Source organism: Microbacterium sp. PAMC21962, from assembly GCF_019443465.1.
In the GTDB taxonomy this organism is placed as follows: Bacteria; Actinomycetota; Actinomycetes; order Actinomycetales; family Microbacteriaceae; genus Microbacterium; species Microbacterium hominis.
Window position 1 is genome coordinate 1808985 of sequence record NZ_CP080381.1, and the last position, 21698, is coordinate 1830682.

Consider the following 21698-nt stretch of genomic DNA (forward strand, 5'->3'; position numbering starts at 1 on the left):
GAGTCGAAACGCAGAGCGCAGCGAGTCGAGCGCCTGCGGTCAGGCCTTCTTCTGCACGTCCAGCAGCGGCGATCCGTGGGTCACGGGGCCCAGGGCCACCGGGTCGACGGTGTCGAACGAGTCGCCGTTGAGGACGATCACCGGCGTGATCAGCGGGTAGCCCGCCTTCTCGATCACGGCGCGGTCGAAGGTCACGAGCGGGGTGCCGGTCTCGACACGATCCCCGTTCTTGACCTTCACGTCGAAGCCCTCGCCCTTCAGGTTGACGGTGTCGATGCCGACGTGGATGAGCACCTCGGTGCCGTTGTCCAGCTGCAGGCCGAAGGCGTGTCCGGTCGGCTGGGCGGCCACCACCGTGCCGGCACCGGGCGCGTAGACCGTGTCACCGGTCGGCTCGATCGCCACGCCCGGTCCCATCACACCGCCGGCGAACACGGGGTCGGGAACCTGGTCGAGGGCGACGACGGTCCCGTCCAGCGGCGCGGCCACCTGGACGAGCTCGCCCACGGCCGCGGGCCGCCCGGCGACGGCGGTCGCGGTCGCCGCCGCTGCCGTCTCGCCCGCGACGCCGACGAGCTCCGCACCGCCGGCGACGGCCGGGATGCTGTCGCGCGCGGCGCCCGGGGCGACCGCTCCCACACCGGCCGGGGCCGTCGCGACGGCCGCGTCGGCCGGCTCGGGGTTCTTGTAGCCCGAGATCATGACCAGCACCATCGCGACCACGAACGCGCCCGCGACGGCGATGAGGTAGAGGCCGATCGGGTTGAAGGCGGGGATCGTCAGCAGCGACGTGAAGACGAACGCCTGCGTCGTGATGCCGTGGGGAAGGCCCAGCAGCAGCGATCCGATGCCGATGATCAGACCACCCGTGAGGCAGCCGACCAGCATGCGCGGATAGATCCGCTTGTACCGCAGATGGATGCCGTACAGCGACGGCTCGGAGATGCCGCCCAGCAGGCCCGCCGCCAGGGCGCCGGTCGCCGTCTGCCGCATCTGCTTGTCCTTCTCACGCCAGGCCAGCACCAGCACGCCGGCGGTCGCGCCGAAGCACGCGAAGTTCCACGCGCCCATGGGGCCCTGGATGAAGTCGTAGCCGAGCGTCTGGATGTTCAGGAGCATGATCGCGTTGATCGGCCAGTGCAGGCCCAACGGCACCATGAAGGGGTAGGCCAGCGGGATGACGATCGCGAAGATGAACGGCGAGAAGGAGTTGATGGCGCTGAGGGCGTTCGCCAGCGCGGCACCGGCGTACACGCCGATCGGGCCGATGAGGAACGCCGTGAGCGGGATCATCACGAGCATCGCGATGAACGGCACGAAGATCAGCTGGATGTTCTCGGGGATGACCTTCTTCAGCCCCTTGTAGACGAGGCCGAGCACCGCGGCCATGAGCAGCGGCGGGAACACCTGGGAGCTGTAGTCGAAGATGGTCAGCGGCATCCCGAACACCTGCACCGTGGTGATGTCGGAGCCCAGGAACGTCGTCTGCACGGCATCCTCGGTCTTCCCGAGCGCCGTGAAGCCGGGGAGCATGACGACGGCCATGATCGCGAAGCCGACCCACGGGTCGGCGCCGATCTTCTGCGACGCGTTGTAGGCGACCATCAGGGGCAGGAAGATGAACACGCACTGCCACATGAGGTTGACGAAGGCCCACGACGGCGGCAGCACCACGCCGGGCGCGTTCCACGCGGGGATCCAGCCGAGCGTCGCCGCGAGGGCCATGAACGTGATGAACAGCGACGCGCCGAGCAGGGCGCCGAGGATCGGACGGAACGAGTCCGAGAGGAACTCGAAGAGGGTGTCGAGCCACGCGTTCGTGCCGCGCGGTCCCTTCGCGCGCTCGCGCGCCTTGATGTCGGCGTCGCTCTCGGCGCTGGCGGGGGCGCCGCCGCCGGCCATGACGGGCAGCGCCATGATCTCGTTGTAGACGGTCTGCACGCCGCCGCCGATCACGACCTGGAAGCGGTCGCCGGCCTGCGGGACCGCTCCGAGCACGCCGGGGATGGCCTCGACGGCGGTCTTGTCGGCCTTGTCGCCGTCGTTGAGCTGGAAGCGCAGCCGTGTGGCGCAGTGCGTGAGACTCGCGATGTTCCCGGGCCCGCCGACGGCGTCGACGATCTCGGATGCCGAATTGGATGCCATGTTTTCGCCTCTTTTTCGTTGTGCGACGTCCTGTCGATGACGATCTGTCGCAGGCGACTCTATATCGCCGTCAGGACGGCGGACAGGCCCCGGACCGTGGCAATCGTGACCCCTCGATCCGCTCTTCGCCCGGCATCCGCGTTCAGGTTTCACTCAGGTTCCGTGCCGGGGACGTCCAGAAAACGTTGTGAAGCTGTGACCTTCGTGTCCACCCGAGGACGCGCATCGCCCCTTCACCCGCCCCGGGGCGATTCTGATCCACCGGAAGCTGCTCTCTTTATGCCCCGTCTGCCCCACCGTCCCGTGACGTCCGCCCTCCTCGGCCTCGGCCTCGTGATCGGCGCCGCCACGACCACCGCGGGGGCCGTTCCGGCCTTCGCCGTGAGCACCGCCCCGGCCGCGACCAGCGGCTCCGTCGTCGCCGAGTCCACCTCCGCGCCGCTCAGCGCCATCACGGCGGGCGGCATCACCGCCCTCGCCAAGGCCCAGGCCGCCGTCGCCGGCGCCGCGAAGGTCTCCATGGACATCACGGCCTCCGGCCTCGACGTCGGCCGCACCGACATCGTGATCGACACCACGAAGCTCAGCGCGCTCGTCGACAAGCTGCAGGCGCTCGAGGTGACGCCGGCGATGATGATCCCGTCGCTGACCGCGGATGCCACCGCCGAGACCGAGGCCGTGCGCACTCAGACCGCCGACCTGCGCTCCGCCCTCGACGCCGCCAAGCAGCGCAAGGCCGAAGCGGATGCCGCCGCGAAGGCCGCCGCCGAGGCCGCCGCGGCTCAGGCCGCCGCCGAGGCGGCCGCCGCCGCACAGGCGCAGGCGGAGGCGGAAGCCGCCGCCGCCGCGAAGGCGTCGTCGGCATCGGCGTCCGTCCCCTCGGTCGACGTGAACGTCGACCCCGCCTCGGCACAGGGCATCGCCCGCTCCATGGCGGCTGCCAGCTACGGCTGGGGCGACGACCAGTTCGCGTGCCTCGTGTCGCTGTGGAACAAGGAGTCGGGCTGGCGCGTGAACGCCGCCAACAGCAGTGGCGCGTACGGCATCCCGCAGGCCCTGCCCGGAAGCAAGATGGCCTCGGCGGGCGCGGACTGGGAGACGAACCCGGCGACGCAGATCGCCTGGGGCCTCGGCTACATCTCCGGCCGCTACGGCACCCCGTGCGGCGCGTGGGACCACTCCGAGTCGGTCGGCTGGTACTGACCGCTCCCCCATGCCCCGAGAACGGCCCGGACGAATCCGTCCGGGCCGTTCTCCCGTTCTAGGGTGGGCGCATGACGTGGCAGACGCGCGCTTCGCGCACCGTGTACGAGAACCGCTGGATCCGCGTCGACGAGCACGACGTCCTGGGCCCCCACGGCGAGGGCATCTACGGCGTCGTCGAGATGCAGCATCCCGCGGTGTTCGTCGTGGCGCTCGACGACGACGACCGCGTCTGCCTGATCTCGCTCGAGCGCTACACCACCGGCCCGTCGTGGGAGGTGCCCGCGGGCGGTTCCGACGGCGAGGAACCCCTCGTCGCGGCGCGGCGGGAGTTGGCCGAGGAGACCGGGATGACGGCGCGCGAGTGGACGTCGCTCGGACGGATGAACGCCCTCAACGGCATCGCGCGTGCGCCCGAGTTCGTCTTCCTCGCCCGCGGCGTCGAACGGGCGTCGGATGCCGCCGCGACCCAGCACGAGGAGGGCATCGACGCGGTGCGCTGGGTGCCGTTCGCCGACGCCCTGCGGATGGTGCGGGACGGCGAGATCACCGACGGCGAGACGGTCGCGGCGCTCGCCTACGCCGGCATCCACCTGGGCCGATTCGCCTGAGCGTGCGGAGACCGATCGGGCTCAGCCCTGGCGTCCCTTGAAACGCGGGGTGAGCTTGTTGATGACGTAGACCCGCCCGCGGCGGCGGACGACCTGTGCGCCCGGCTGCGCCTTGAGGGACTTGAGGGATGCGCGAACCTTCACGATGACTCCTTATTGAGAATACTTATCAATAAAACGCTAGAGTGGTGCGACCCGTCCGTCAACCCGAGAGCAGGATCGTCGTGCCCCCCTCCCCCCTGATCGTCGCCGGACTGTGCACACCCGAGCGCCGCCGCTACGCCGCCGGGCTCGCCCACGCCAGCGGTCGCGGCCTGCTGCGGGTCAGCGCGAGCAGGGGCGGGACGGCACCGACACCCGACGGCCCCGTCGCCGTGCCGCTGCTGCGCGACCGGCGCGAGATCGAGCGCGTCGTCATCGATGCCGACATCGACGTCGACGTGCTGCACCTGGACCTCGTCACGCGTGCGGAGCCCGCACCGATCGTGTGCGTCGTCGACGCCCGGCACCTGCTGGCGGATCTGCGCGATCCCAGCCCGCTCCGCGACGAGGCTCCCGGCGGAGGAGGCGACGCCGACACCGGCGCACGGGCGCGTCGCGCGGTCACGCTCCTGGAGGCCGCGACGCTCATCAGCTTCGTGCACTGGGAGCGGGTCGAGACCGCCGAGCTGTCGCTGCTCATGGCGCTGGCCTCGCACCTGGCACCGCGGGCGCGCGTCCGCCTGTCACGCGGCCCCGCCGAGGACCTTTCGGCGCTGGCACACGGGCACCCGGACGGCGTCGGCGAGCCCCCGCTGCCGGAGCGCGCGGGCTGGGTGATGGCACTCAACGACGAGCACGACCCGTACATGACCGATCCGCGCGTGACGACCCTCCGGTACGAGCGCCTGCGCCCGTTCCATCCGTCGCGGCTCGCCGCTGCGCTCGACGAGCTCGACACCGGTCGCCTCGGCCTGCTCGTGCGCTCGGCGGGCTTCTGCCGGCTCGCGACCCGCGCGGGCATCCTCGCCCGGTGGGAACAGGTCGGCTCGGCGATGTGGATCGACCCCCAGGACGCGGGCGAGCACGCGGCCCTCACCGCCCAGGACCTCGCTCTCACGGGACTGGATCTCGTCGCGGATGCCGTCGCGCGCACCCTCGACGGTGCGCTCCTGACGGATCGCGAGCTCGAGGCCGGTCCGGCCGCCTGGGCGCGGTTCGACGACCCGTTGCCCGCCTGGCCGGTGTGGGCCGACGACGCGCGACCCGATGCCCCGCGCGACCCCCGCTCCGATGCGAGCGGGCCGACGTAGCCCTTCACGGCGAACCCGTCAACCCTCTGCCGTGCTCACGGCGGCGCTCCTAACGTCGAGATCAGGAGTCCAGAGAAGGGAAGACATCATGGGTCTCGACGACAAGATCAAGAACGCGGCCGAGGACCTCGGCGGCAAGGTCAAGGAAGGCGTCGGCAAGCTGACGAACAACGAGCGCCTCGAGGCCGAGGGCGAGGCCGACCAGGCCAAGGCCCACGTCAAGAAGGCCGGCGAGGACGTCAAGGACGCGTTCAAGTAGGCCCCCGCTCGCGACGCCCCCACCCCTCGCGGTGGGGGCGTCGTTCTGCGTCGACCGGTCCGCCGCCCTAGAGTGGGACGACGATATCCGAGGTGGAGCGACCATGTCCGAGCACATCGAGCCCTTCTTCACGGTGATCGCGATCGCCTTCGAGATGATCGGCGCCCTCGCGATGGTCGTGGGCTTCGTGATCGCCGTCGTCCTGGCGGGGCGCTCGCTGCGGCGCACGGGCGAGGGTCACGCGGCGTACCTGGTGCTGCGCAACACGCTGGGCGCGGCCATCCTCCTCGGTCTCGAGGTGCTCGTGGCCGCGGACCTCATCCGCACCATCACCTCGAAGCCGTCGATCGAGGATGCCGTGATCCTCGGGCTCATCGTCGTCATCCGGACGGTGCTGTCCATGTCGATCCAGATCGAGATCGAGGGGACGCTCCCGTGGCGACGCGCCCTGTTGACCAGCGGCGGCCAGGTGCTGGCGCGGACCATCTCCCGCGAGCGCCAGGATCGGCGCCCCGAGACCCCGGCTACCTAGACGCGTCCCGGTCCGACTCCGACCGACCCGCCTCCCGGCGGACGGCGAGGGTCCGCTCCCGCATCGCGAGGAACAGCGGGAACACGAAGGCGAACGCCGTCACCAGCGACGCCACGACGTACAGCCACGGGCGGCGCATGCCCAGGCGGCGCCCCTCGACGATGATCAGGATGCTGCCGGCCACGGCCGCGACCATCAGGTCGACGCCGATCGAGCCGACCGCGGGGCCGGATTGCACGAGGTCCAGCACGTAGTTGTGCATCAGCACGACCGACCAGACGTTGAGGGCGAACGTGCCGACCAGCCCGACGACCGCGAGCGCGAGGTAGGTGAGGGCGAGGGCGGACCACCGGGGCGTCATGGACACAGTCTGGACCGCGGAGCGTTCCGGCGCAGCCGGCACGCCCGCGGCATCCTCACTCAGACACCGTCACCAGCACGCGATGCCATCCCGTCGAGCCGTTCGGCGCGATGGGCGCCCGCTCCTGGACCTGCAGCTCACCGTTCTTGTTCCAGGCGCGCACCGCGATGTAGTGCGTGCCCGCCGTGGCATCCCACTCGTGCATCCACTGCACCCAGCTGTCGTCGTTGACGGGCGTGGACATCGTGGCGGGGATCCAGCCGGTGTCGTCGATGTTCACCTCGACGCGCCCGACCCCGACCGGCTGCGCCCACGCCATGCCGGCGACCGCGACGGTGCCGGGCGCGACCGGCGTGTCGATCTTCGGCACGTCGACCCGGGAGGAGAGCTTGATCGGCGCTTCGGCGCTGTAGCCGCGCGGCGTCCAGTACGCCTCGTCGGCGGCGAAGGTCGTGACCTTCAGCTCGGTGAGCCACTTCGTCGCCGACACGTAGCCGTAGAGTCCGGGCACGATCATCCGCACGGGGAAGCCGTGCTCGGCCGGAAGCGGCTCGCCGTTCATCGCGACGGCCAGGATCGCGTCCAGGCCGTCGTCGGTGAGGGCGGACAGCGGCGTGCTCGCGGTGTAGCCGTCGATGCTGCGGGAGAGCACCATGTCGGCGCCGGCCTGGGGACCGGCCATCCGGAGGATGTCGCGCACCGGCACCCCGAGCCAGGTGGCGTTTCCGAGCAGCCCGCCGCCCACCTCGTTCGACACGCAGGTCAGGGTGATGCCGTACTCGTCGAGCCCCATCGCGACGAGCTCGTCGAAGCTCAGCTCGACGCGGCGGTCGACCATGCCGTCCACGACGAGTCGCCAGGTGGCCGGATCGATGGTCGGCACCGTCAGGGCCGTGTCGACGCGGTAGAAGTCGGCGTTCGGCGTGAACAGCGGCGACAGGCCGGGCACGTCGAGCTCGGCGCCCGCGGGGATGGTCAGCGCCCGTCGGGGTGCGGGCAGTTTGAGAGCGTCGCGGATCGCGTCCACCGACGAGGTCGCCGCGGTGACGACGCGTGCCGCGACGCCGACGATCACCGCCGAGACGCCGGCGACGCCGGCGAGGCGGAAGAACCCGCGACGGCCGAGGGCCTGCTCCGACGGTGCGCCGTCGTCGGGGGCGCCGGACTCCCCGGCGGCTGCGCCACGCCAGCGCCGGAGGCGACGGCCGAGCAGCACGAGGACGACGGATGCCGCGACCGTGCCGATCACCGGCGGAACGAACGACAGCGGCGTGACCCCCGTCCGCGAGACGACCGCGGCCGTGGAGAGCACTCCGGCGATGACGACGATCACGACGCCCAGCGGAGCGCGCAGGTACTCGAGCACCCCGCCGATCGCGGAGGCGATGACGACGGCGAGGCCGAGCCCCGCGAGCAGGGCGATCTTGTCGTTCGCGCCGAAGGTCGCGATCGCGAACTCCTTGAACGGCTGCGGCACGATGTCGATCACGAACCCGCCGACCGCGAGGATCGGGCTGGCGGTGCGCGCGAGCAGGAGGGCAAGCAGCTCCGCGACGCCGAGGAACACGGCGCCGCTCACCAGACCCGCGAGCGCTGCCAGGGCGAGAGACCTCACACGGCCGTTGCGTGTCGTCACAGTGATCTCCTGCCGCCGGGGTCGGGGTTACGCGTGTTGTTCGTCACCGACGCCGGATCGGATGGGAGGGGGCGTCCGCTCTCAGCGGGAGAGGTCCACGGGGACGCCGTTCTCCTCCAGCGCGTGCACGAGCTCCGCCACTCCCACGAAGTGCTGCGAGACCATGCCGACACGGCGCGCTGCCGCGACATGGCCGGGCGAATCGTCGGTGAACAGCACGGCGTCGGGGCCGTCAGCCGAGGGTCGAAGTGACGGACGACGCCGTCGAGATCGAACAGCCGGAGACGGCAGTTCGAGAGCCGCATGCGACTTTCGTATGAAGTCACGAAAAGGTAACGGAAACCCCTTGTGGGCCGTTACCTGGTCGTTATAGAGTGCTCGCACGGTAGTTGTTTTGCTGTGGCAGCTACCGGCATGTGATTGCAGGACACTCTTGGTGCAAGGGACAAGGGCCGGTCGGAAGCCTCTCCGACCGGCCCTTACTCTTGCGTGTCTTCCTCCCCAGCCCGGCCGCCTGTGCAGTTGTCCACAAAAGGCCCCTGACCAGCCTTTCTCCCGCTCCGATGTCGGAGGTCCGCGGCAGAATCGAGGCATGGAAGACACCGATCCGCTCACGCCGCCGGACGACCACGCGCGCCTGAACGCGATCCTCGACGGCCTTCTCGACCGGCGCCGCCGCATCGCGGCGCTACAGGCCGAGGAAGCCGAGCTGCTCCATGCCGCCCAGGAGTTCGCGCTCGCGCGACACGACGCCTTCGCGGCCGATCGCGATGCGCCGGACGACCTCCCGCTGCGTTCGGTGGCGGCCGAGATCGGCGCCGCGACCCTCCAGTCCGACCGCACGGTGCAGGCGCGGATGGGCGACGCCGCCACCCTGGTCGCGCGCTTCCCGGCGACTCTCGCCGCCCTGCGCGCGGGCCTGATCAGCCGCGCGCACGCGTCCGTCATCGTGGATGCCGGGGGTGCGATCCCCACGGACGACGCGCGCGACGCGTACGAGAGCGCGGTACTCGCCGTCGCCGAGCGCGAGACGGTCGGCCGACTGCGTCCCGTCGCGCGACGTCTCGCCGATCTCGCTCATCCCGTCCCCCTCGACGAACGTCACCGCACGGCTCGCCGCGATCGTCGCGTCTGGGTCGCCGACCGCGATGACGGCATGGCCGAGCTCGGCCTCACCGGTCCCGCGCACCTGATCCACGGCGCGTTCGACCGGCTCACGCAACTCGCGCGCGCCGTCACCGACGCCCGCCGTCGCCCGCCCGCCGTCGATCCGGCGAGCGCCACGACCGCGCTCGCGGCCGCCAACACGACTCGACCCACGACCGACGGCGAACCGCTCGACGCCCTCTTCCCCGCGGACGACGGCGCGTCCCCCGACACGCGACGCCTCGACGAGGTGCGCTGCGACGTCGCGCTCGACCTGCTGCTGAGCGGGCACGCCACGAGCGAGGCGAGCAACGCGTCCCTGCCCGAGAGCGCGTCGATCCGCGCGCGGATCCAGGTCACGATCCCCCTCCTCACCCTCGTCGGCGCCGATGACCGACCCGCCGATCTGGCCGGGTACGGCCCCGTGGATGCCGACACCGCCCGGCGCCTGGCCGAGACCGCACCCGGGTGGGACCGACTGTTCACCGCCCCGACCGGCGGGACCGTTCTCGCCGTCGACCGCTACCGCCCGAGCAACGAGCAGCGCCGCCTCCTCCGGGCACGCGACGAGCACTGCCGCTTCCCCGGATGCCGCCAGCCCACCCCACGCTGCGACATCGACCATACGATCGCCCGAGAGCACGACGGTCCGACGACGGTGGCGAACCTCGCCCACCTGTGCCGTCGCCACCACACCCTCAAACACCATTCCGCGTGGCGGGTCCGGCAGCGGCCGGACGGCACCCTCCAGTGGACCAGCCCGGCCGGGCGCACCTACGACGATCGCCCCGCGCGCTCGCTCGCCTTCGAGCCCGCGCCGTTCTGACGCACCCGCCACCCGCCCGAGCCCGCCCGAGCCCGCGCCGCCGGCACAGCCCGCCCGCGCGCCCGTGATGGAATGGCACCATGACCGACACCGCGATCTCGCTCACCCTCGACGGCACACCCGACCTGCCGAGCGCGATCCTGCAGGCGCTCTACCGCATCACCGGGCGTTCCACGGTCGAGCTCCGGCGCAGCATCCAGGGCCGGCAGCCGCTGTTCACCGCCGCCCTCTTCGGCAACGCCCACATCGACGTGGTCCCCCGTCTGGAGAAGACGATCGACTACCTCACCGACCTCGGACTGCCGTTCACGCTCCACGAACACGTCGACGGAGACCGCGACGAGATCGACCTCGCCACCCTCCATGCCATCCTCGGCGGCGCTGACGGCCAGTTCGCCTGACCGCCGCGGCGAGCGACCGCCTCAGACGCCGCCGCCCCCGCCGCCGCCTCCGCCCCCACCCGCCGAGCCTCCCCCGCCCGATCCTCCCGACGTCGATGACGACGACATCGCCGCACTGGAGAGCGAGCCGATGCCCGACGAGAACGCCGACGCATCGAAAGCCCCCGAGCCGTAGTACCAGTACGGACCCGTCGCGCCGACAGCCGTGTAGAGCACCGCGAGCTGCGCCGACCACTCCTTCTCCTGACCGAACACGACGGCGTAGGGCAGCAGCTTCTCGTACAGCACCAGCTTCTGTCGCGGGTCGTCCACGTCCACCGGCGCCCGTTCCGCGCCGGAGGGCGACTGCAGCATGCGGATGCGATCGGCCTCGGCCCAGCGGATGAACTCCTCGAGCCCCTTGAGGTGATCGCGCGTCTCGGCGCCCAGGGCGGTCAGCGGCTTGCGGGAGCACATCGCGATCACGACGACCGCGATCGCGACGCTGACTCCCAGCACCGTCCACGGCACGGCGGGCTGCACGTACGAGCCCAGCGCCACGAAACCGAGGCCCATCGCGGCCCCCGCACCGACGACCGCCAGCAGGATCGGAAGCCAGCGCGCCCGCGCGGGCACCTGTCGACGCAGCCCTCGGGCGCCGAGCTCGGTCTCCGCCGCGGCGAGGATCTTCTGGGCCACCTTCGACAGGCGGGTGTCCTGCTTGCCGAACCGGTACTGCTCCCCCGGCACGCCGTCCGGGAACAGTCCGTCGAGGAGCATCCTGCCGTCGCCGTCCGCCTTCGACGGGTCGACGAGCTCCGCCGCCAGCTTGTCCTTGCCGAACCAGCCGCCGTCCGTGTCGAGGATCCGGATCGAGCCGCGCACGGCCTGCTCCAGCACCTCGGCGGGGATCGCCTTCGACGTCTCGCCGAGCAGCACCGCGCTCTCGAGCGCATCGACGATCTTGGGCGGGTCGTACTCGGCGATGATCGTCGGCCGCCCCGGCTCGTCCGCGAGCTGCCGGCGTCGCGCCCGCACGCCCAGCACGCCGCCGGCGACGGCGAGGAGCCCGGCGACCGCCTGCCCCCACCCGAACGGCGAGGCCAGGTAGCCGGTGTCGTAGGTCGAGAAGGTGCCGTCCGTGAAACCGACCGCCACCGTCAGCGTCTCGTTCGGCTGCACGTCGTCCGCGACCGCCGTCACGATCGTGCCACCGCCGGCATCCGGCGACGCGGCGATCGACGTACACGGCGTCGAGGAGTTCTGCACCCCCTGATAGCAGGCCATCCGGCCCGTGAGGGCGGGAGCGAGCTCGGACCCCAGGTGCAGCCGCGCCGTCACGGTGCCGAACACCTGCGGCCAGTCGACGCCGTTGACGTCCCAGTAGAACTCCAGACCGGAGTCCGGGAAGACCCACGTGACGTTCTCGAGCGTGTAGGTCAGCACGAACGTCTGCGTCCCGCGCAGGAACCCGTCCGCGCGCGACACGATCGAGAAGGCGCCGTCCTCGCTGTCGATCTCGCTCGGGCGCGGCGCGCCGTTCTCGTCGGTCACGGACACGAGTTCCGGGTGCAGCGGCTGCCCGTTGTAGGTGGTCGGCAGCGACCGACGGATGCCGTGGTTCTGATCGGCATCCGGGAACTGCGCGACCAGCGTCTCGACCACCTCGAGGCGGCTCGTCCCGTCATCGGCGCGGGTCAGCGTGTAGTCCGCGGTCATCGACGAGAACGAGAAATCATCGGCGCTCGCCGGGCGCAGGGCGGGCGCGGATGCCGAGAGCGGACCCGCCGCGGAGGTCGCCGACGCCGGCGCCGCCGGACCCACGAGCAGCAGGGCCGCGAGAGCCGATCCGATCCCGACGAGCAGCGCCCGTCCGCGTCGCCGATGCCCCATGCGCTCCACCCTAGGCGGCGGTGCCCGGCCCGCGCACTACAGTGGACGCCATGACCGACCGCCGCCTCGCCGTCGCCGCGTGGGAGAGCCTCTTCCGCGCGCAGCACGAAGTGCTCCGCGAGATCAGCGATGACTTCGGCGAGGACGATCTGACGCAGGCCGAGTACGACGTGCTGCTCACCGTGGTGCGCGGCGACGACAACGCCGCCCGGCTGCGCGACGTCACCGCGAACATGCTGATCAGCCAGCCGAGTGTCTCCCGTCTCGTCGACCGGATGGTCGCGCGCGATCTCATCAGCAAGTGCACCGATCCGCACGACGGGCGGGGCGCCATCGTCCGGGCGACCGACAAGGGCGTCGCCGCGTTCCGCCGCGTCGCGACGGTCCACGGCCGCTCCATCGCCGAGCGGATGTCGGTGCTCAGCGACGCCGAGCTCGAGCAGCTCCAGCGACTCACGAGCAAACTGCGCGGCGCCTAGGGCCCAGAGGGATCAGGGGGGCTCAGGGGGGCTCAGGGGGCCCAGGTGCGGCTCAGGGGGTGCGCCGCCGCAGGGTGAGGGCGGCGAGCGCGAGGCACAGTATCGCGACCCCGGCGACCACGAGCACCGGCGCCCAGAGGTCCCATCCGTCGTCGCCCGCGCTCACGGCGGCGACGGCGTCGATCGCGTAGCTCAGCGGCAGCACGTCGCTGACGGCGCGCAGCACGTCGGGCATCTGATCGCGCGGCAGGAAGAGGCCGCCCAGCAGCAGCTGCGGGAAGACGAGCACGGGCATGAACTGCACGGCCTGGAACTCCGTGCGCGCGAACGCGCTGGCGAGCAGGCCGAACGCCGTCCCCATCAGGGCGTCCACCACCGCGACCACGCCGAGCTGCCAGATCTCGCCGTCCACCTCCAGCCCGCACACCACGACGGCGAAGGCGACCGTGACGACGGCCTGCACGAGCGCCACGAGCCCGAAGGCGAGCGCGTAGCCGAGGATGACGTCGGCTTTGGCGATCGGCGTCGTCATCAACCGTTCCAGCGTGCCGCCGCGACGCTCGCGCAGCGTCGTGATCGAGGTGACCAGGAACATCACGATGAACGGGAAGACCGCCAGGATGCCGCCGCCGAACTGCGCGAAGACCCCCTCTCGGTCGGAGAAGATCCAGGCGAACAGTCCGACGAGCAGCGCCGGGGCGGCCAGCATGAGCACGATCGAGCGGGGATCGTGGCGCAGCTGGCGCAGGACGCGCGCCGTCGTCGCGTCCACACGGCGCGCGTTCACGGCATCCCCCCGTCGCCCGTCGCGCGCACGAGCGCGAGGAACGCCGCGTCGGGATCGGTGGTCCCGGTCGCCGCGAGGAACCGCTCCGGCGTGGAGTGCGCCAGCACCCGCCCCTCCCGCAGCAGCACGATCTCGTCGCAGCGCAACGCCTCGTCCATCACGTGGCTCGACACGAGCAGCGTGGCACCGGCATCCGCGAGGGAACGGAAGATGCCCCACAGCGTCTCGCGCAGCAGCGGGTCCAGGCCCACGGTCGGCTCGTCGAGCACGAGGAGGTCGGGCGCGCCGAGCATCGCGACCGCGAGCGAGACGCGTCCGCGCTGGCCTCCGGAAAGGGAGCCCACCAGCCGGCGCTGCTGCGGCCGCAGCCCGACGTCGTCGAGGACGCGCGAGACGTCGCCGCGCGTCGCGCCGAGGACCGCCGCGAAGTACTCCAGGTTCTGGGCGACGGTGAGATCGTCGTAGACCGACGCCCCCTGACTGTCATACGCCACGCGGTGGCGCAGCGGCCGCGATCCGGCGGGCGCGCCGAGCACCGTCACCGTGCCCGCCGCGAGGCGTTGCACCCCGACGATCGCACGCATGAGCGTCGTCTTGCCGCTGCCGCTCGGCCCGAGCAGCCCCGTGATCCGCCCCGCGGCGATGTCGAGGTCGAGCCCGTCGAACACCGCGTCGCGTCCGCGCCGCACCACGAGGCCGCGGACGACCACGGCCGGGGCCGACGCTGCGGCCGGGGCGGACGACACCTCGGGAATGCTCGTCATGGGGGCATTATCCGCCTCAGGAGGCGCGCGCGGGGTTCGTGGCCTTGCCGTCCAGCCACAGCGTGTCGCTCGCATCGCTGTGGGTCGACGCGGTGCCCACGTGGGTCGACGCGATCTTCGGGCCCTTCGTGATCACGTGCACGAGAGCCATCGCATGCCCGCGGCCGAGGCCGTACTCGTCGGCGAGCCACGCGACGATCTCCCCGGCCTTCGTGCCGGGGCCGAAGCCCTTCTGCGTCGCCTGCTCCACGAACTGGCGCGGGGTGAGCCCGGTCTTGTCCTCGATGTTGTCGAGATATGCCTGAAACGACATCCGTTTCCCTTCCGGCGGTGCCTCCGCCTCGTGTTCAGCTCTACCAGCGATTGCGGACATCCTCGGCGAAGCCCTCGATGCCGTCGAAGTCGATGACCCCGCCCTCCACGGCGACGCGTCCCGACCACCGGCCGAAGCACTGGTCGGTGCGCGAGGCGACGACCCCGAGGCTGGTCGCCGACCGCTTGTCGAACGCGGGCTCGAACACCGCGTCGAGACCGCCGCCGCGCACCCGCCACGGACGCAGCGGCGTGGCGAGGTCGTAGTCCCAGGCGACGGGGACGGAGATCTTGTGCAGCACGCCGTCGACGACCACGCCGTTCTCGGTCGCCCCCGTCCCATCGGTCCAGCGCCCGCCCACCTGGATGCCGAACGTCCGGCCGTCGGCGAGCAGACCCGACCCGGCGCCCCAGTTCCACGCGACGTCGTACGGCCAGCGGCCCCGCCCGTGATCCAGGACCGCCCACGACCCGGCCGGCACGTCGTGATCGATCCCGTCGAGGGTGAGCGTGCCGGATGCCGGCAGCGCGACGTCCTTCACGGTGTACTGGAAGCGTCGGGACGACCACGGCACCACGACGGCGAGCAGGTCATGGCCGGGCGGCCGGGTCACGGTGATGTCGAACGACGCGGCGGGGATCTCCGCGTGCAGCCGCCAGAGCTGCCCGCGCTCGGCGGGCGCGATGGTCGCCGCGAAGTCGCGATGACGGGCGATCGTGATGCCCGTGCCGAGCGAGCCGGGCAGCGACACCTCGCGCGAGGGCAGGACGGTGGCGTTGCGGGACCACGTGCGTCCGGTGGCACGGTCGCGGATCCACACTTCGTGGACCGCGGCGTAGTCGAGCGACGACACGGTCAGCGACACGATGTGCGTGGGCGTGATGACGTTCCAGTACTCCCACCGCTTGTTGCGACCCCACGATCGCACGAACCGGCCGCGCCCCCGGCCGATGCCGTCGGTGTCGACGAGGGGCGTCCGGCTGAACCCGATCGCGGCCGGGTTCAGCCGGCCGTCGGGGCGCGTGAGGGAGACGGGTGCGGTGAGCTCGCGCTCGTGCGCGGCGGGGAGGTCGGGCATCGGCATCCTTGCTGACGTTCCGGGTCGGGTGCTTCGACACTAGCGCTGTCGACGCGAACCGCCCCGGTCCGAGGCGGACGCGGGGCGGTTCGGGCGGTGGCGCGGGGCGCCGACGGTCACGGCTCGACGGGCTGCGGCTCCTGTGCCGACGCGTGGGCCTGGATCGTGGGCGCGCCGCCGTCGGCGACGACCTGGACCTTGCGTGGCTTGGCCTTCTCGCTCACGGGGATCGTCACGGTGAGCACGCCGTTGCTGTAGGTCGCGGCGATGCCGTCGGTGTCGATGCCCTGGCCGAGGTTGAGCTGGCGCAGGAAGCTCGCGGTCTCGCGCTCGCGCGTGATCCACTTCACTCCCTCGCCCTCGGTGAGGGTGCGCTCGGCGCGGATCGTCAGCAGCTGGCCGTCCACGTCGATGTCGACCGAGCCCGGATCGATGCCCGGCAGGTCGGCGCTCAGCACGTAGTGGTCGCCGTCGCGGTAGAGGTCCATCGGCATCCGGCGCGGTCCGCGGCGCGTGTCGAAGAGGCCCGACGCGATGCGGTCGAGGTCACGGAACGGGTCATACGTGGCCATTGTTCTCTCCTGTTCGTGTATGGCTCTGTGAGTTCTGAAAGTTGAGCCTCATCGACTCAACTAACTTCAGATTAGCACTCACCCCAGGAGAGTGCCAACGGTTCACGCACAGCGAACCCTCCCACCTGCCCGGGCTCAGTTGACGCACGAGCCGGAAACCACGCCACCGTTTCCGGCGTCGGCGCCAACTCGCCGGGCAGCGCCCTCCTCCTCCCCAGACGGCGCACCCGCGCACGTTCTCCACGGGGCCTCGCGGCGCGGCGCGCGACGGCAGCGAATGCGCCCACGCTGAGGGGATGCCGCGCCCACCACGCCCGCTTCCGTCGACTCTGCCCCAGGTCTTCACCGCCGCCGATGCGGCGGCGGCGGGCGTCGCCCGCGGACGACTCGCGGCGCGCGACCTGGACGCACCCTTCCGCGGAGTCCGCCTCCGGCGTGAGGCAGACGACGCGGCGACGCTCGGCGAGGACGCCCCGGACGAGATCGCGCGGCGCGCCATCCTGCGTCGCGTCCGCGCGCACGTGCTGGTGCTTCCGCCCCACGCGTTCTACATCGGAACGACGGCGCTCGCGATCCACGGACTCCCCCTCCTCGACGCGGATGCCGCGGCATCCGGCGACCTCGACGTCGCCGTGCCTGCGCCGCACCGTGCGCTCCGGCGGACGGGCATCGCCGCCGTGCAGGTCGCGCCGATGCTCGTCCACTCCACGGTCCGGGCCGGAATTCCCGTCGCGACGCTCGGCTCCACCTGGGCGATGCTCGCCCGTGAGCACTCGACACGCGATCTGGTGGTCATCGGCGACGCGATCATCCGCGTGCCCCGCGACGGATGGGGGCGGCGTGTGCCCGAACGCCAGCTCGCCAGGCCCGAGAACCTGGGTGCGGCCGTCGCCGCAGGACGCCGACAGGGAATCGGGAAGCTCCGGGCAGCACTCCCCCTGCTGCGCACGGGCAGCATGTCGCCGCTCGAGACCGACTGGCGACTGTCGCTCATCGGGACCGGCCTGCCGGAGCCCGAGCTCGACGTCGAGGTGCGCACCTCGGACGGGCGATTGCTCGGCATCAGCGACGGCGCGTTCCGGGCTCACCAGGTCGCCGTCGAGATCGAGGGTGATCACCACCGCACCTCGCGTCGCCAGTGGGCGCGGGACCTCCAGAAGTACGCCGACTACGCGAACCTCGGCTGGGACGTCGTACGCCTGACCTCCGCGCACATCCGTCAGGATCCGTCCTTCGGCGCGGCACTGGTGCGCGCCGCCCTCGCGCGCCGCGCCGCGCCTGCGTGACCGGCCGCTCGGTGGGCCCGTTCGCCAGAAATGGCAGCGCGGTTTGCGGCGCGAGCGCCAACCGAACCGCGGCTGCGAGCCGGTGCTCAGCACTCCACGACGTTGACGGCGAGACCGCCCTCGCTCGTCTCCTTGTACTTCGTCGACATGTCGATGCCGGTCTGGCGCATCGTCTCGACGACGGCGTCCAGCGGCACGTAGTGGGTGCCGTCGCCGCGCAGCGCGAGACGCGCCGCCGTCACGGCGGTGGAGGCCGCGATGGCGTTGCGCTCGATGCAGGGGATCTGGACGAGCCCGCCGACGGGGTCGCAGGTGAGGCCCAGATGATGCTCCATCGCGATCTCCGCGGCGTTCTCGATCTGACGGTTCGTCCCGCCCATCACGGCCGTCAGCCCGCCGGCCGCCATCGCACACGCCGAGCCGACCTCGGCCTGGCATCCGCCCTCCGCACCCGAGATCGACGCGTTCGCCTTGAACAGCGAGCCCAGCGCCGTCGCCGTCAGCAGGAACCGACGGATGCCGCGGCGCCGGTTCGCCTCGGCGAGCGCCTCGGCCGAGGCCACGACCGCCTCCGGCGCGGGATCGGCCTCGCCGTGCAGGCCGAGCAGCGCCGAGCCGACCAGCTCCCCGTACGGGGTGACGGCGTTCGCGGCGCCGATCCCCGAGTCGGCGAGGAAGCGCCACCAGTACATCGCGACGGCGGGCAGGATGCCGGCCGCACCGTTGGTCGGCGCCGTCACGACCCGTCCGCCCGCGGCGTTCTCCTCGTTGACGGCGAGGGCGAACGCGCCCAGCCATTCCCCGGGCAGCTCCCGCCCGGAGGCGGCGACCTCCTCCAGCTGCGCCCGGATCGCTCCGGCGCGCCGCTTCACCTTGAGCATGCCGGGGAGCACGCCCTCGGCGTGCAGCCCCGCGTCGACGCACGCGGCCATCGCGTCCCAGATCGCGTCGAGGCCGGCGGCGACCTCCTCCTCGGATCGCAGCGCCTCCTCGTTGCGTCGGGCGACCTCCGCGATCGTCAGACCGTACTCGTCGCAGACGTCCAGCAGCTGCGCCGCCGTGGAGAAGGGCAGGGGCGAGGATGCCGCGGACACGGCCGCCTCCTCGCCCTGGCGGCGGATGAACCCGCCGCCGATCGAGTAATAGGTGTCCTCGCACACCGCCGCTCCCGCGGCATCCCGCGCGACCAGCGTCATCGCGTTCGGGTGACCGGGAAGGCGCGTGCGCGGGGCGAGCACGATGTCGGCGCGCGCGAACGCGACGGCGAGACGTCCGTCGAGCAGCAGGTCCGCCCCGTCCGTCCATCCCGACCACGCGCCGCGCACGAGAGCCGGATCGACCGTCTCGGGCTCGTGGCCCTGCAGCCCCGCCACGACGGCGTCGGGTGTGCCGTGACCGATGCCGGTGGCGCCGAGGGAGCCGTACAGCGCGCACTCGACCCGGACGATCCCGGCTCCCGTCGCGGCGGCGCGATCGGCCGCGCGGCGCGCGAAGTCGCGGGCCGCGCGCAGCGGACCCACCGTGTGGGAGCTCGAGGGGCCCACCCCGATGGAGAACAACTCGAACGCCGAGACGTACGCACTCACGCTCCGAGCCTACGCGCCGGTTACGCTGAGAACTCGGAGGGGGCACCATGACCGCACTGACGAGGCCGGAGGTCGACCTCCGCGCCGCGCTCGAGGCCTGCGAGGGCGCCGGACGCGTCGACGAGGGGTTCCTCTCCCGCGTCGATGCCCAGTTCCCCCGCCTGCACGAGCTCTTCACCCGTCTGTACGGCGATCGCGCCGACGGCCAGGAACAGCTCGCGGCGACCGTGGCCGCGGCATCCGCGTCGTGGAACGCACGCCCGCTCGACCTGAAGGTGCGCGACGCGCAGCGCGAGGCCGACCCCGAGTGGTTCCAGTCCGAGCGGATGCTGGGCGGCGTCTGCTACGTCGACCGCTACGCCGGCAACCTCGCCGGCATCCGCGACCAGATCCCGTACTTCCGCGAGCTAGGACTGACCTATCTGCACCTCATGCCGCTGTTCGACGCCCCCGACGGCGACAACGACGGCGGCTACGCGGTCTCGAGCTACCGGCGCGTCAACCCGAGCCTGGGCACGATGCAGCAGCTCACCGAGCTGGCGGCCGATCTGCGGCTGGCGGGCATCTCGCTCGTGCTGGACTTCATCTTCAACCACACCAGCGACGAGCACGAGTGGGCACGCAAGGCCGTCGCCGGCGACCCCGAGTACGCCGACTTCTACCTGATCTTCCCCGACCGTGAGATGCCCGACGCGTACGAGCGCACGACGCGGGAGATCTTCCCCGACGACCACCGTGGCTCGTTCGTGCCGCTGGAGGACGGCCGCTGGATCTGGTCGACGTTCTACCACTACCAGTGGGACCTCAACTACGCGAACCCCGCCGTCTTCCGGGCGATGGCGGGTGAGATGCTCTTCCTCGCGAACCAGGGCGTCGAGGTGCTGCGCATGGACGCCGTCGCCTTCATCTGGAAGCGGCTCGGCACCTCGTGCGAGTCGCTGCCCGAAGCGCACCTGCTGCTGCAGGCGTTCAACGCGGTGCTGGCGATGGCCGCTCCAGGCATGGTGTTCAAGTCGGAGGCGATCGTCCACCCCGACGAGGTCGTCAGCTACATCTCGCCCCACGAGTGCGAGCTGTCGTACAACCCGCTGCAGATGGCGCTGACGTGGGAGGCGCTGGCCACCCGCGACGGACGGCTGCTGCAGCAGGCGCTGGATCGCCGCCACGCCCTGGCGCCGGGCACGGCGTGGGTGAACTACGTGCGCAGCCACGACGACATCGGGTGGACCTTCGCCGACGAGGATGCCGCGGAGCTCGGCATCGACGGCTACGCGCACCGGCAGTTCCTCAACCGCTTCTACACCGGACGCCACGAGGGCACCTTCGCGCGCGGCGTCGCCTTCCAGGAGAACCCCGCCACGGGGGATGCCCGGGTGACCGGGACCACCGCGTCGCTCGCGGGCATCGAGGCGGGCGATCCCGGTGGCGAGGACCGGGTCGTCCTCGCCCACGCCCTGGCGCTGTCGACCGGCGGCATCCCGCTGCTGTATCTCGGCGACGAGGTCGCGCAGCTCAACGACTACACCTACGCCGACGACCCGGTGCGCCACGGCGACACCCGGTGGGTGCACCGCGGCAACCGTCCCCGCGACGCGTACGCCCACCGCGGCGACGACACCACGGCCGCCGGCCGCGTCTTCCACCGCCTCACGAAGCTCATCTCCGTGCGCCGGCAGTCGCCGGAGCTCGCCGGCAACGCCCTCCTCCCCTTCCACACCCCGCACGCCGCCGTCGTCGGCTACCAGCGGCCGGGCGCCGAGACGCGCATGCTGGTGCTGGCGAACGTGGGGGATGCCGAGGTCACCATCGACCCGCTGACCCTGTCGGGTTTCGAACGGACCGCGTTCGACCCGGTGCACGACGTCGAGGTCGACCTCGACGAGGGCGTCGCCCTCCGCCCCCACGGCTTCGTGTGGCTGCGGGTCCGCCCCGTCTGAGGCTCAGCTCAGGCGCCGAGCAGGCCGCCGCGCGGGCGGAACACCCCGGCGCGGGCCAGCGCGAGGTACAGCAGGCAGCCCAGGCACAGGCCGAAGGCGGCGTTGAGGAAGGCTGCGATGAACGCGGCGGCTGCAGCGATCGGCAGCGCCCACGCGACGCCGGCGATGTGCAGCACGAGCCCGACCGTCACGACGATGAAACCGACGACCTGCGCGAACCGCGGCGGACGCGGGTCTTCGAGGTCAACCGGCGGCCGCAGGCGCGGCCGGATCGCGACCCGGTACAGCGCGCCCCACGGCGCGGTGCGGGGAGCCGCGAAGCCCCACACGAACAGCAGGTCGACGACCAGCAGGAGCAGGAACGCCGGATCGGTGACGCGCTCCCCGGGCGTCGTCGCCGTCGTGGCCGTGGAGGAGCCGACGAGGGCGAGGAAGGTGCCGACCAGAAGCAGGGCGGCGGTGACGGATGCCGCGAACCGCGGGCCGCGCGGATCGATGCCGGCGGGGCGTGCGGTGGACGGGGCGGAGGAGGTGGTCACCCTCACACGGTAGGCGCGATGGCGGCGTCCGGGGCCGTCGCCGTCACAGTTCTTCATGCACGAGCGTCGTCAT

Annotated in this window: 23 protein-coding genes; 10 read left to right on the plus strand and 13 right to left on the minus strand. The window is 71.8% G+C overall.

Going from position 1 to position 21698, the window contains the following annotated elements:
* Nucleotides 1-39: 39 nt before the first annotated feature.
* On the minus strand, nt 40-2145 hold the full coding sequence (locus tag KY498_RS08690) for a glucose PTS transporter subunit IIA (RefSeq protein WP_191007909.1): 2106 nt from the start codon (nt 2143-2145) through the stop codon (nt 40-42).
* A 279-nt stretch (nt 2146-2424) separates the two neighbouring features.
* On the opposite strand from KY498_RS08690, the gene KY498_RS08695 reads away from it, so the two are divergent.
* Nucleotides 2425-3348, plus strand: coding sequence for a lytic transglycosylase domain-containing protein (locus KY498_RS08695; protein WP_061781993.1), 924 nt, complete (start codon nt 2425-2427; stop codon nt 3346-3348).
* Nucleotides 3349-3419: 71 nt separating this feature from the next.
* Complete coding sequence (locus tag KY498_RS08700; RefSeq protein WP_191007908.1) at nt 3420-3959, plus strand: NUDIX hydrolase; 540 nt, start codon at nt 3420-3422, stop codon at nt 3957-3959.
* 21 nt (nt 3960-3980) lie between these two features.
* Here the strand turns inward: KY498_RS08700 and ykgO are convergent, their stop codons facing one another.
* Complete coding sequence (gene ykgO / locus KY498_RS08705) at nt 3981-4103, minus strand: type B 50S ribosomal protein L36 (protein ID WP_060959054.1); 123 nt, start codon at nt 4101-4103, stop codon at nt 3981-3983.
* 80 nt (nt 4104-4183) lie between these two features.
* On the opposite strand from ykgO, the gene KY498_RS08710 reads away from it, so the two are divergent.
* The 3 genes from KY498_RS08710 (at nt 4184) to KY498_RS08720 (ending at nt 6042) form a co-directional block, all read left to right on the plus strand.
* Nucleotides 4184-5251 carry a GTP-binding protein gene (locus tag KY498_RS08710; protein WP_191007907.1) on the plus strand — a complete coding sequence of 356 codons (1068 nt, stop codon included), beginning with the start codon at nt 4184-4186 and terminating at the stop codon, nt 5249-5251.
* 88 nt (nt 5252-5339) lie between these two features.
* Entirely contained in the window at nt 5340-5510 is a 171-nt protein-coding gene (locus tag KY498_RS08715) for a CsbD family protein (protein ID WP_060959052.1), read from the plus strand.
* Between the two features lie 103 nt (nt 5511-5613).
* On the plus strand, nt 5614-6042 hold the full coding sequence (locus tag KY498_RS08720; protein ID WP_191007906.1) for a DUF1622 domain-containing protein: 429 nt from the start codon (nt 5614-5616) through the stop codon (nt 6040-6042).
* On the opposite strand, the gene KY498_RS08725 is transcribed toward KY498_RS08720, so the two are convergent.
* The 3 genes from KY498_RS08725 to KY498_RS08735 all read right to left on the minus strand — a co-directional run bounded on the left by KY498_RS08725 (nt 6035) and on the right by KY498_RS08735 (nt 8258).
* Entirely contained in the window at nt 6035-6403 is a 369-nt protein-coding gene (locus KY498_RS08725; RefSeq protein WP_191007905.1) for a DUF2834 domain-containing protein, read from the minus strand. The genes KY498_RS08720 and KY498_RS08725 overlap by 8 nt on opposite strands.
* Nucleotides 6404-6458: 55 nt before the next feature.
* A complete protein-coding gene (locus KY498_RS08730) occupies nt 6459-8039 on the minus strand; it encodes a molybdopterin-dependent oxidoreductase (protein ID WP_191007904.1) in 1581 nt (526 codons plus the stop codon).
* Between the two features lie 81 nt (nt 8040-8120).
* On the minus strand, nt 8121-8258 hold the full coding sequence (locus KY498_RS08735; protein WP_157831551.1) for a hypothetical protein: 138 nt from the start codon (nt 8256-8258) through the stop codon (nt 8121-8123).
* A gap of 373 nt (nt 8259-8631) precedes the next feature.
* On the opposite strand from KY498_RS08735, the gene KY498_RS08740 reads away from it, so the two are divergent.
* Complete coding sequence (locus tag KY498_RS08740; RefSeq protein ID WP_191007903.1) at nt 8632-10011, plus strand: HNH endonuclease signature motif containing protein; 1380 nt, start codon at nt 8632-8634, stop codon at nt 10009-10011.
* A gap of 80 nt (nt 10012-10091) precedes the next feature.
* On the plus strand, nt 10092-10412 hold the full coding sequence (locus tag KY498_RS08745; protein ID WP_060959048.1) for a hypothetical protein: 321 nt from the start codon (nt 10092-10094) through the stop codon (nt 10410-10412).
* 21 nt (nt 10413-10433) lie between these two features.
* Here KY498_RS08745 and KY498_RS08750 read toward each other — a convergent pair whose 3' ends face one another.
* Nucleotides 10434-12284 (minus strand): DUF2207 domain-containing protein, encoded by a 1851-nt coding sequence (locus KY498_RS08750; RefSeq protein WP_191007902.1) that lies wholly within the window; start codon nt 12282-12284, stop codon nt 10434-10436.
* A 50-nt stretch (nt 12285-12334) separates the two neighbouring features.
* Between KY498_RS08750 and KY498_RS08755 the strand changes: the two genes are divergently transcribed.
* Nucleotides 12335-12763 carry a MarR family winged helix-turn-helix transcriptional regulator gene (locus KY498_RS08755; protein WP_101305559.1) on the plus strand — a complete coding sequence of 143 codons (429 nt, stop codon included), beginning with the start codon at nt 12335-12337 and terminating at the stop codon, nt 12761-12763.
* A gap of 52 nt (nt 12764-12815) precedes the next feature.
* Here the strand turns inward: KY498_RS08755 and KY498_RS08760 are convergent, their stop codons facing one another.
* The 5 genes from KY498_RS08760 to KY498_RS08780 form a co-directional block, all read right to left on the minus strand.
* A complete protein-coding gene (locus tag KY498_RS08760) occupies nt 12816-13550 on the minus strand; it encodes an ABC transporter permease (protein WP_191007901.1) in 735 nt (244 codons plus the stop codon).
* Nucleotides 13547-14314, minus strand: coding sequence for an ABC transporter ATP-binding protein (locus KY498_RS08765; protein ID WP_191007900.1), 768 nt, complete (start codon nt 14312-14314; stop codon nt 13547-13549). Before KY498_RS08765 ends, KY498_RS08760 begins: the two co-directional genes overlap by 4 nt.
* A 16-nt stretch (nt 14315-14330) precedes the next feature.
* Nucleotides 14331-14627: a DUF4287 domain-containing protein gene (locus KY498_RS08770; RefSeq protein ID WP_060959043.1), complete on the minus strand. Its 297-nt coding sequence runs from the start codon at nt 14625-14627 to the stop codon at nt 14331-14333.
* A 40-nt stretch (nt 14628-14667) separates the two neighbouring features.
* Complete coding sequence (locus KY498_RS08775) at nt 14668-15705, minus strand: DUF2804 domain-containing protein (protein ID WP_191007899.1); 1038 nt, start codon at nt 15703-15705, stop codon at nt 14668-14670.
* Nucleotides 15706-15821: 116 nt separating this feature from the next.
* The gene (locus KY498_RS08780) at nt 15822-16277 is read right to left on the minus strand and encodes an Hsp20/alpha crystallin family protein (RefSeq protein ID WP_060959041.1); all 456 of its coding nucleotides are present in this window, start codon (nt 16275-16277) and stop codon (nt 15822-15824) included.
* A 296-nt stretch (nt 16278-16573) separates the two neighbouring features.
* Here KY498_RS08780 and KY498_RS08785 point away from each other — a divergent pair, with 296 nt between their 5' ends.
* Nucleotides 16574-17563, plus strand: a complete 990-nt coding sequence (locus tag KY498_RS08785; RefSeq protein WP_191007898.1) for a hypothetical protein — start codon at nt 16574-16576, stop codon at nt 17561-17563.
* A gap of 86 nt (nt 17564-17649) precedes the next feature.
* On the opposite strand, the gene KY498_RS08790 is transcribed toward KY498_RS08785, so the two are convergent.
* Nucleotides 17650-19149 (minus strand): L-serine ammonia-lyase, iron-sulfur-dependent, subunit alpha, encoded by a 1500-nt coding sequence (locus tag KY498_RS08790; protein ID WP_219879363.1) that lies wholly within the window; start codon nt 19147-19149, stop codon nt 17650-17652.
* A 47-nt stretch (nt 19150-19196) separates the two neighbouring features.
* Here KY498_RS08790 and KY498_RS08795 point away from each other — a divergent pair, with 47 nt between their 5' ends.
* On the plus strand, nt 19197-21086 hold the full coding sequence (locus KY498_RS08795) for an alpha-amylase family protein (RefSeq protein ID WP_191007896.1): 1890 nt from the start codon (nt 19197-19199) through the stop codon (nt 21084-21086).
* Between the two features lie 8 nt (nt 21087-21094).
* Here the strand turns inward: KY498_RS08795 and KY498_RS08800 are convergent, their stop codons facing one another.
* Nucleotides 21095-21625, minus strand: coding sequence for a DUF4395 family protein (locus KY498_RS08800; protein WP_223848836.1), 531 nt, complete (start codon nt 21623-21625; stop codon nt 21095-21097).
* Between the last annotated feature and the right edge of the window lie 73 nt (nt 21626-21698).

What these genes read in the sequence shown, in the direction of transcription:
- KY498_RS08690 (WP_191007909.1), bottom strand. Translation starts at nt 2,145, where the DNA reads ATGGCATCCAATTCGGCATCCGAGATCGTCGACGCCGTCGGCGGGCCC.
- KY498_RS08695 (WP_061781993.1), top strand. Translation starts at nt 2,425, where the DNA reads ATGCCCCGTCTGCCCCACCGTCCCGTGACGTCCGCCCTCCTCGGCCTC.
- KY498_RS08700 (WP_191007908.1), top strand. Translation starts at nt 3,420, where the DNA reads ATGACGTGGCAGACGCGCGCTTCGCGCACCGTGTACGAGAACCGCTGG.
- KY498_RS08715 (WP_060959052.1), top strand. Translation starts at nt 5,340, where the DNA reads ATGGGTCTCGACGACAAGATCAAGAACGCGGCCGAGGACCTCGGCGGC.
- KY498_RS08720 (WP_191007906.1), top strand. Translation starts at nt 5,614, where the DNA reads ATGTCCGAGCACATCGAGCCCTTCTTCACGGTGATCGCGATCGCCTTC.
- KY498_RS08725 (WP_191007905.1), bottom strand. Translation starts at nt 6,403, where the DNA reads ATGACGCCCCGGTGGTCCGCCCTCGCCCTCACCTACCTCGCGCTCGCG.
- KY498_RS08740 (WP_191007903.1), top strand. Translation starts at nt 8,632, where the DNA reads ATGGAAGACACCGATCCGCTCACGCCGCCGGACGACCACGCGCGCCTG.
- KY498_RS08745 (WP_060959048.1), top strand. Translation starts at nt 10,092, where the DNA reads ATGACCGACACCGCGATCTCGCTCACCCTCGACGGCACACCCGACCTG.
- KY498_RS08750 (WP_191007902.1), bottom strand. Translation starts at nt 12,284, where the DNA reads ATGGGGCATCGGCGACGCGGACGGGCGCTGCTCGTCGGGATCGGATCG.
- KY498_RS08755 (WP_101305559.1), top strand. Translation starts at nt 12,335, where the DNA reads ATGACCGACCGCCGCCTCGCCGTCGCCGCGTGGGAGAGCCTCTTCCGC.
- KY498_RS08765 (WP_191007900.1), bottom strand. Translation starts at nt 14,314, where the DNA reads ATGACGAGCATTCCCGAGGTGTCGTCCGCCCCGGCCGCAGCGTCGGCC.
- KY498_RS08770 (WP_060959043.1), bottom strand. Translation starts at nt 14,627, where the DNA reads ATGTCGTTTCAGGCATATCTCGACAACATCGAGGACAAGACCGGGCTC.
- KY498_RS08775 (WP_191007899.1), bottom strand. Translation starts at nt 15,705, where the DNA reads ATGCCCGACCTCCCCGCCGCGCACGAGCGCGAGCTCACCGCACCCGTC.
- KY498_RS08780 (WP_060959041.1), bottom strand. Translation starts at nt 16,277, where the DNA reads ATGGCCACGTATGACCCGTTCCGTGACCTCGACCGCATCGCGTCGGGC.
- KY498_RS08785 (WP_191007898.1), top strand. Translation starts at nt 16,574, where the DNA reads ATGCCGCGCCCACCACGCCCGCTTCCGTCGACTCTGCCCCAGGTCTTC.
- KY498_RS08795 (WP_191007896.1), top strand. Translation starts at nt 19,197, where the DNA reads ATGACCGCACTGACGAGGCCGGAGGTCGACCTCCGCGCCGCGCTCGAG.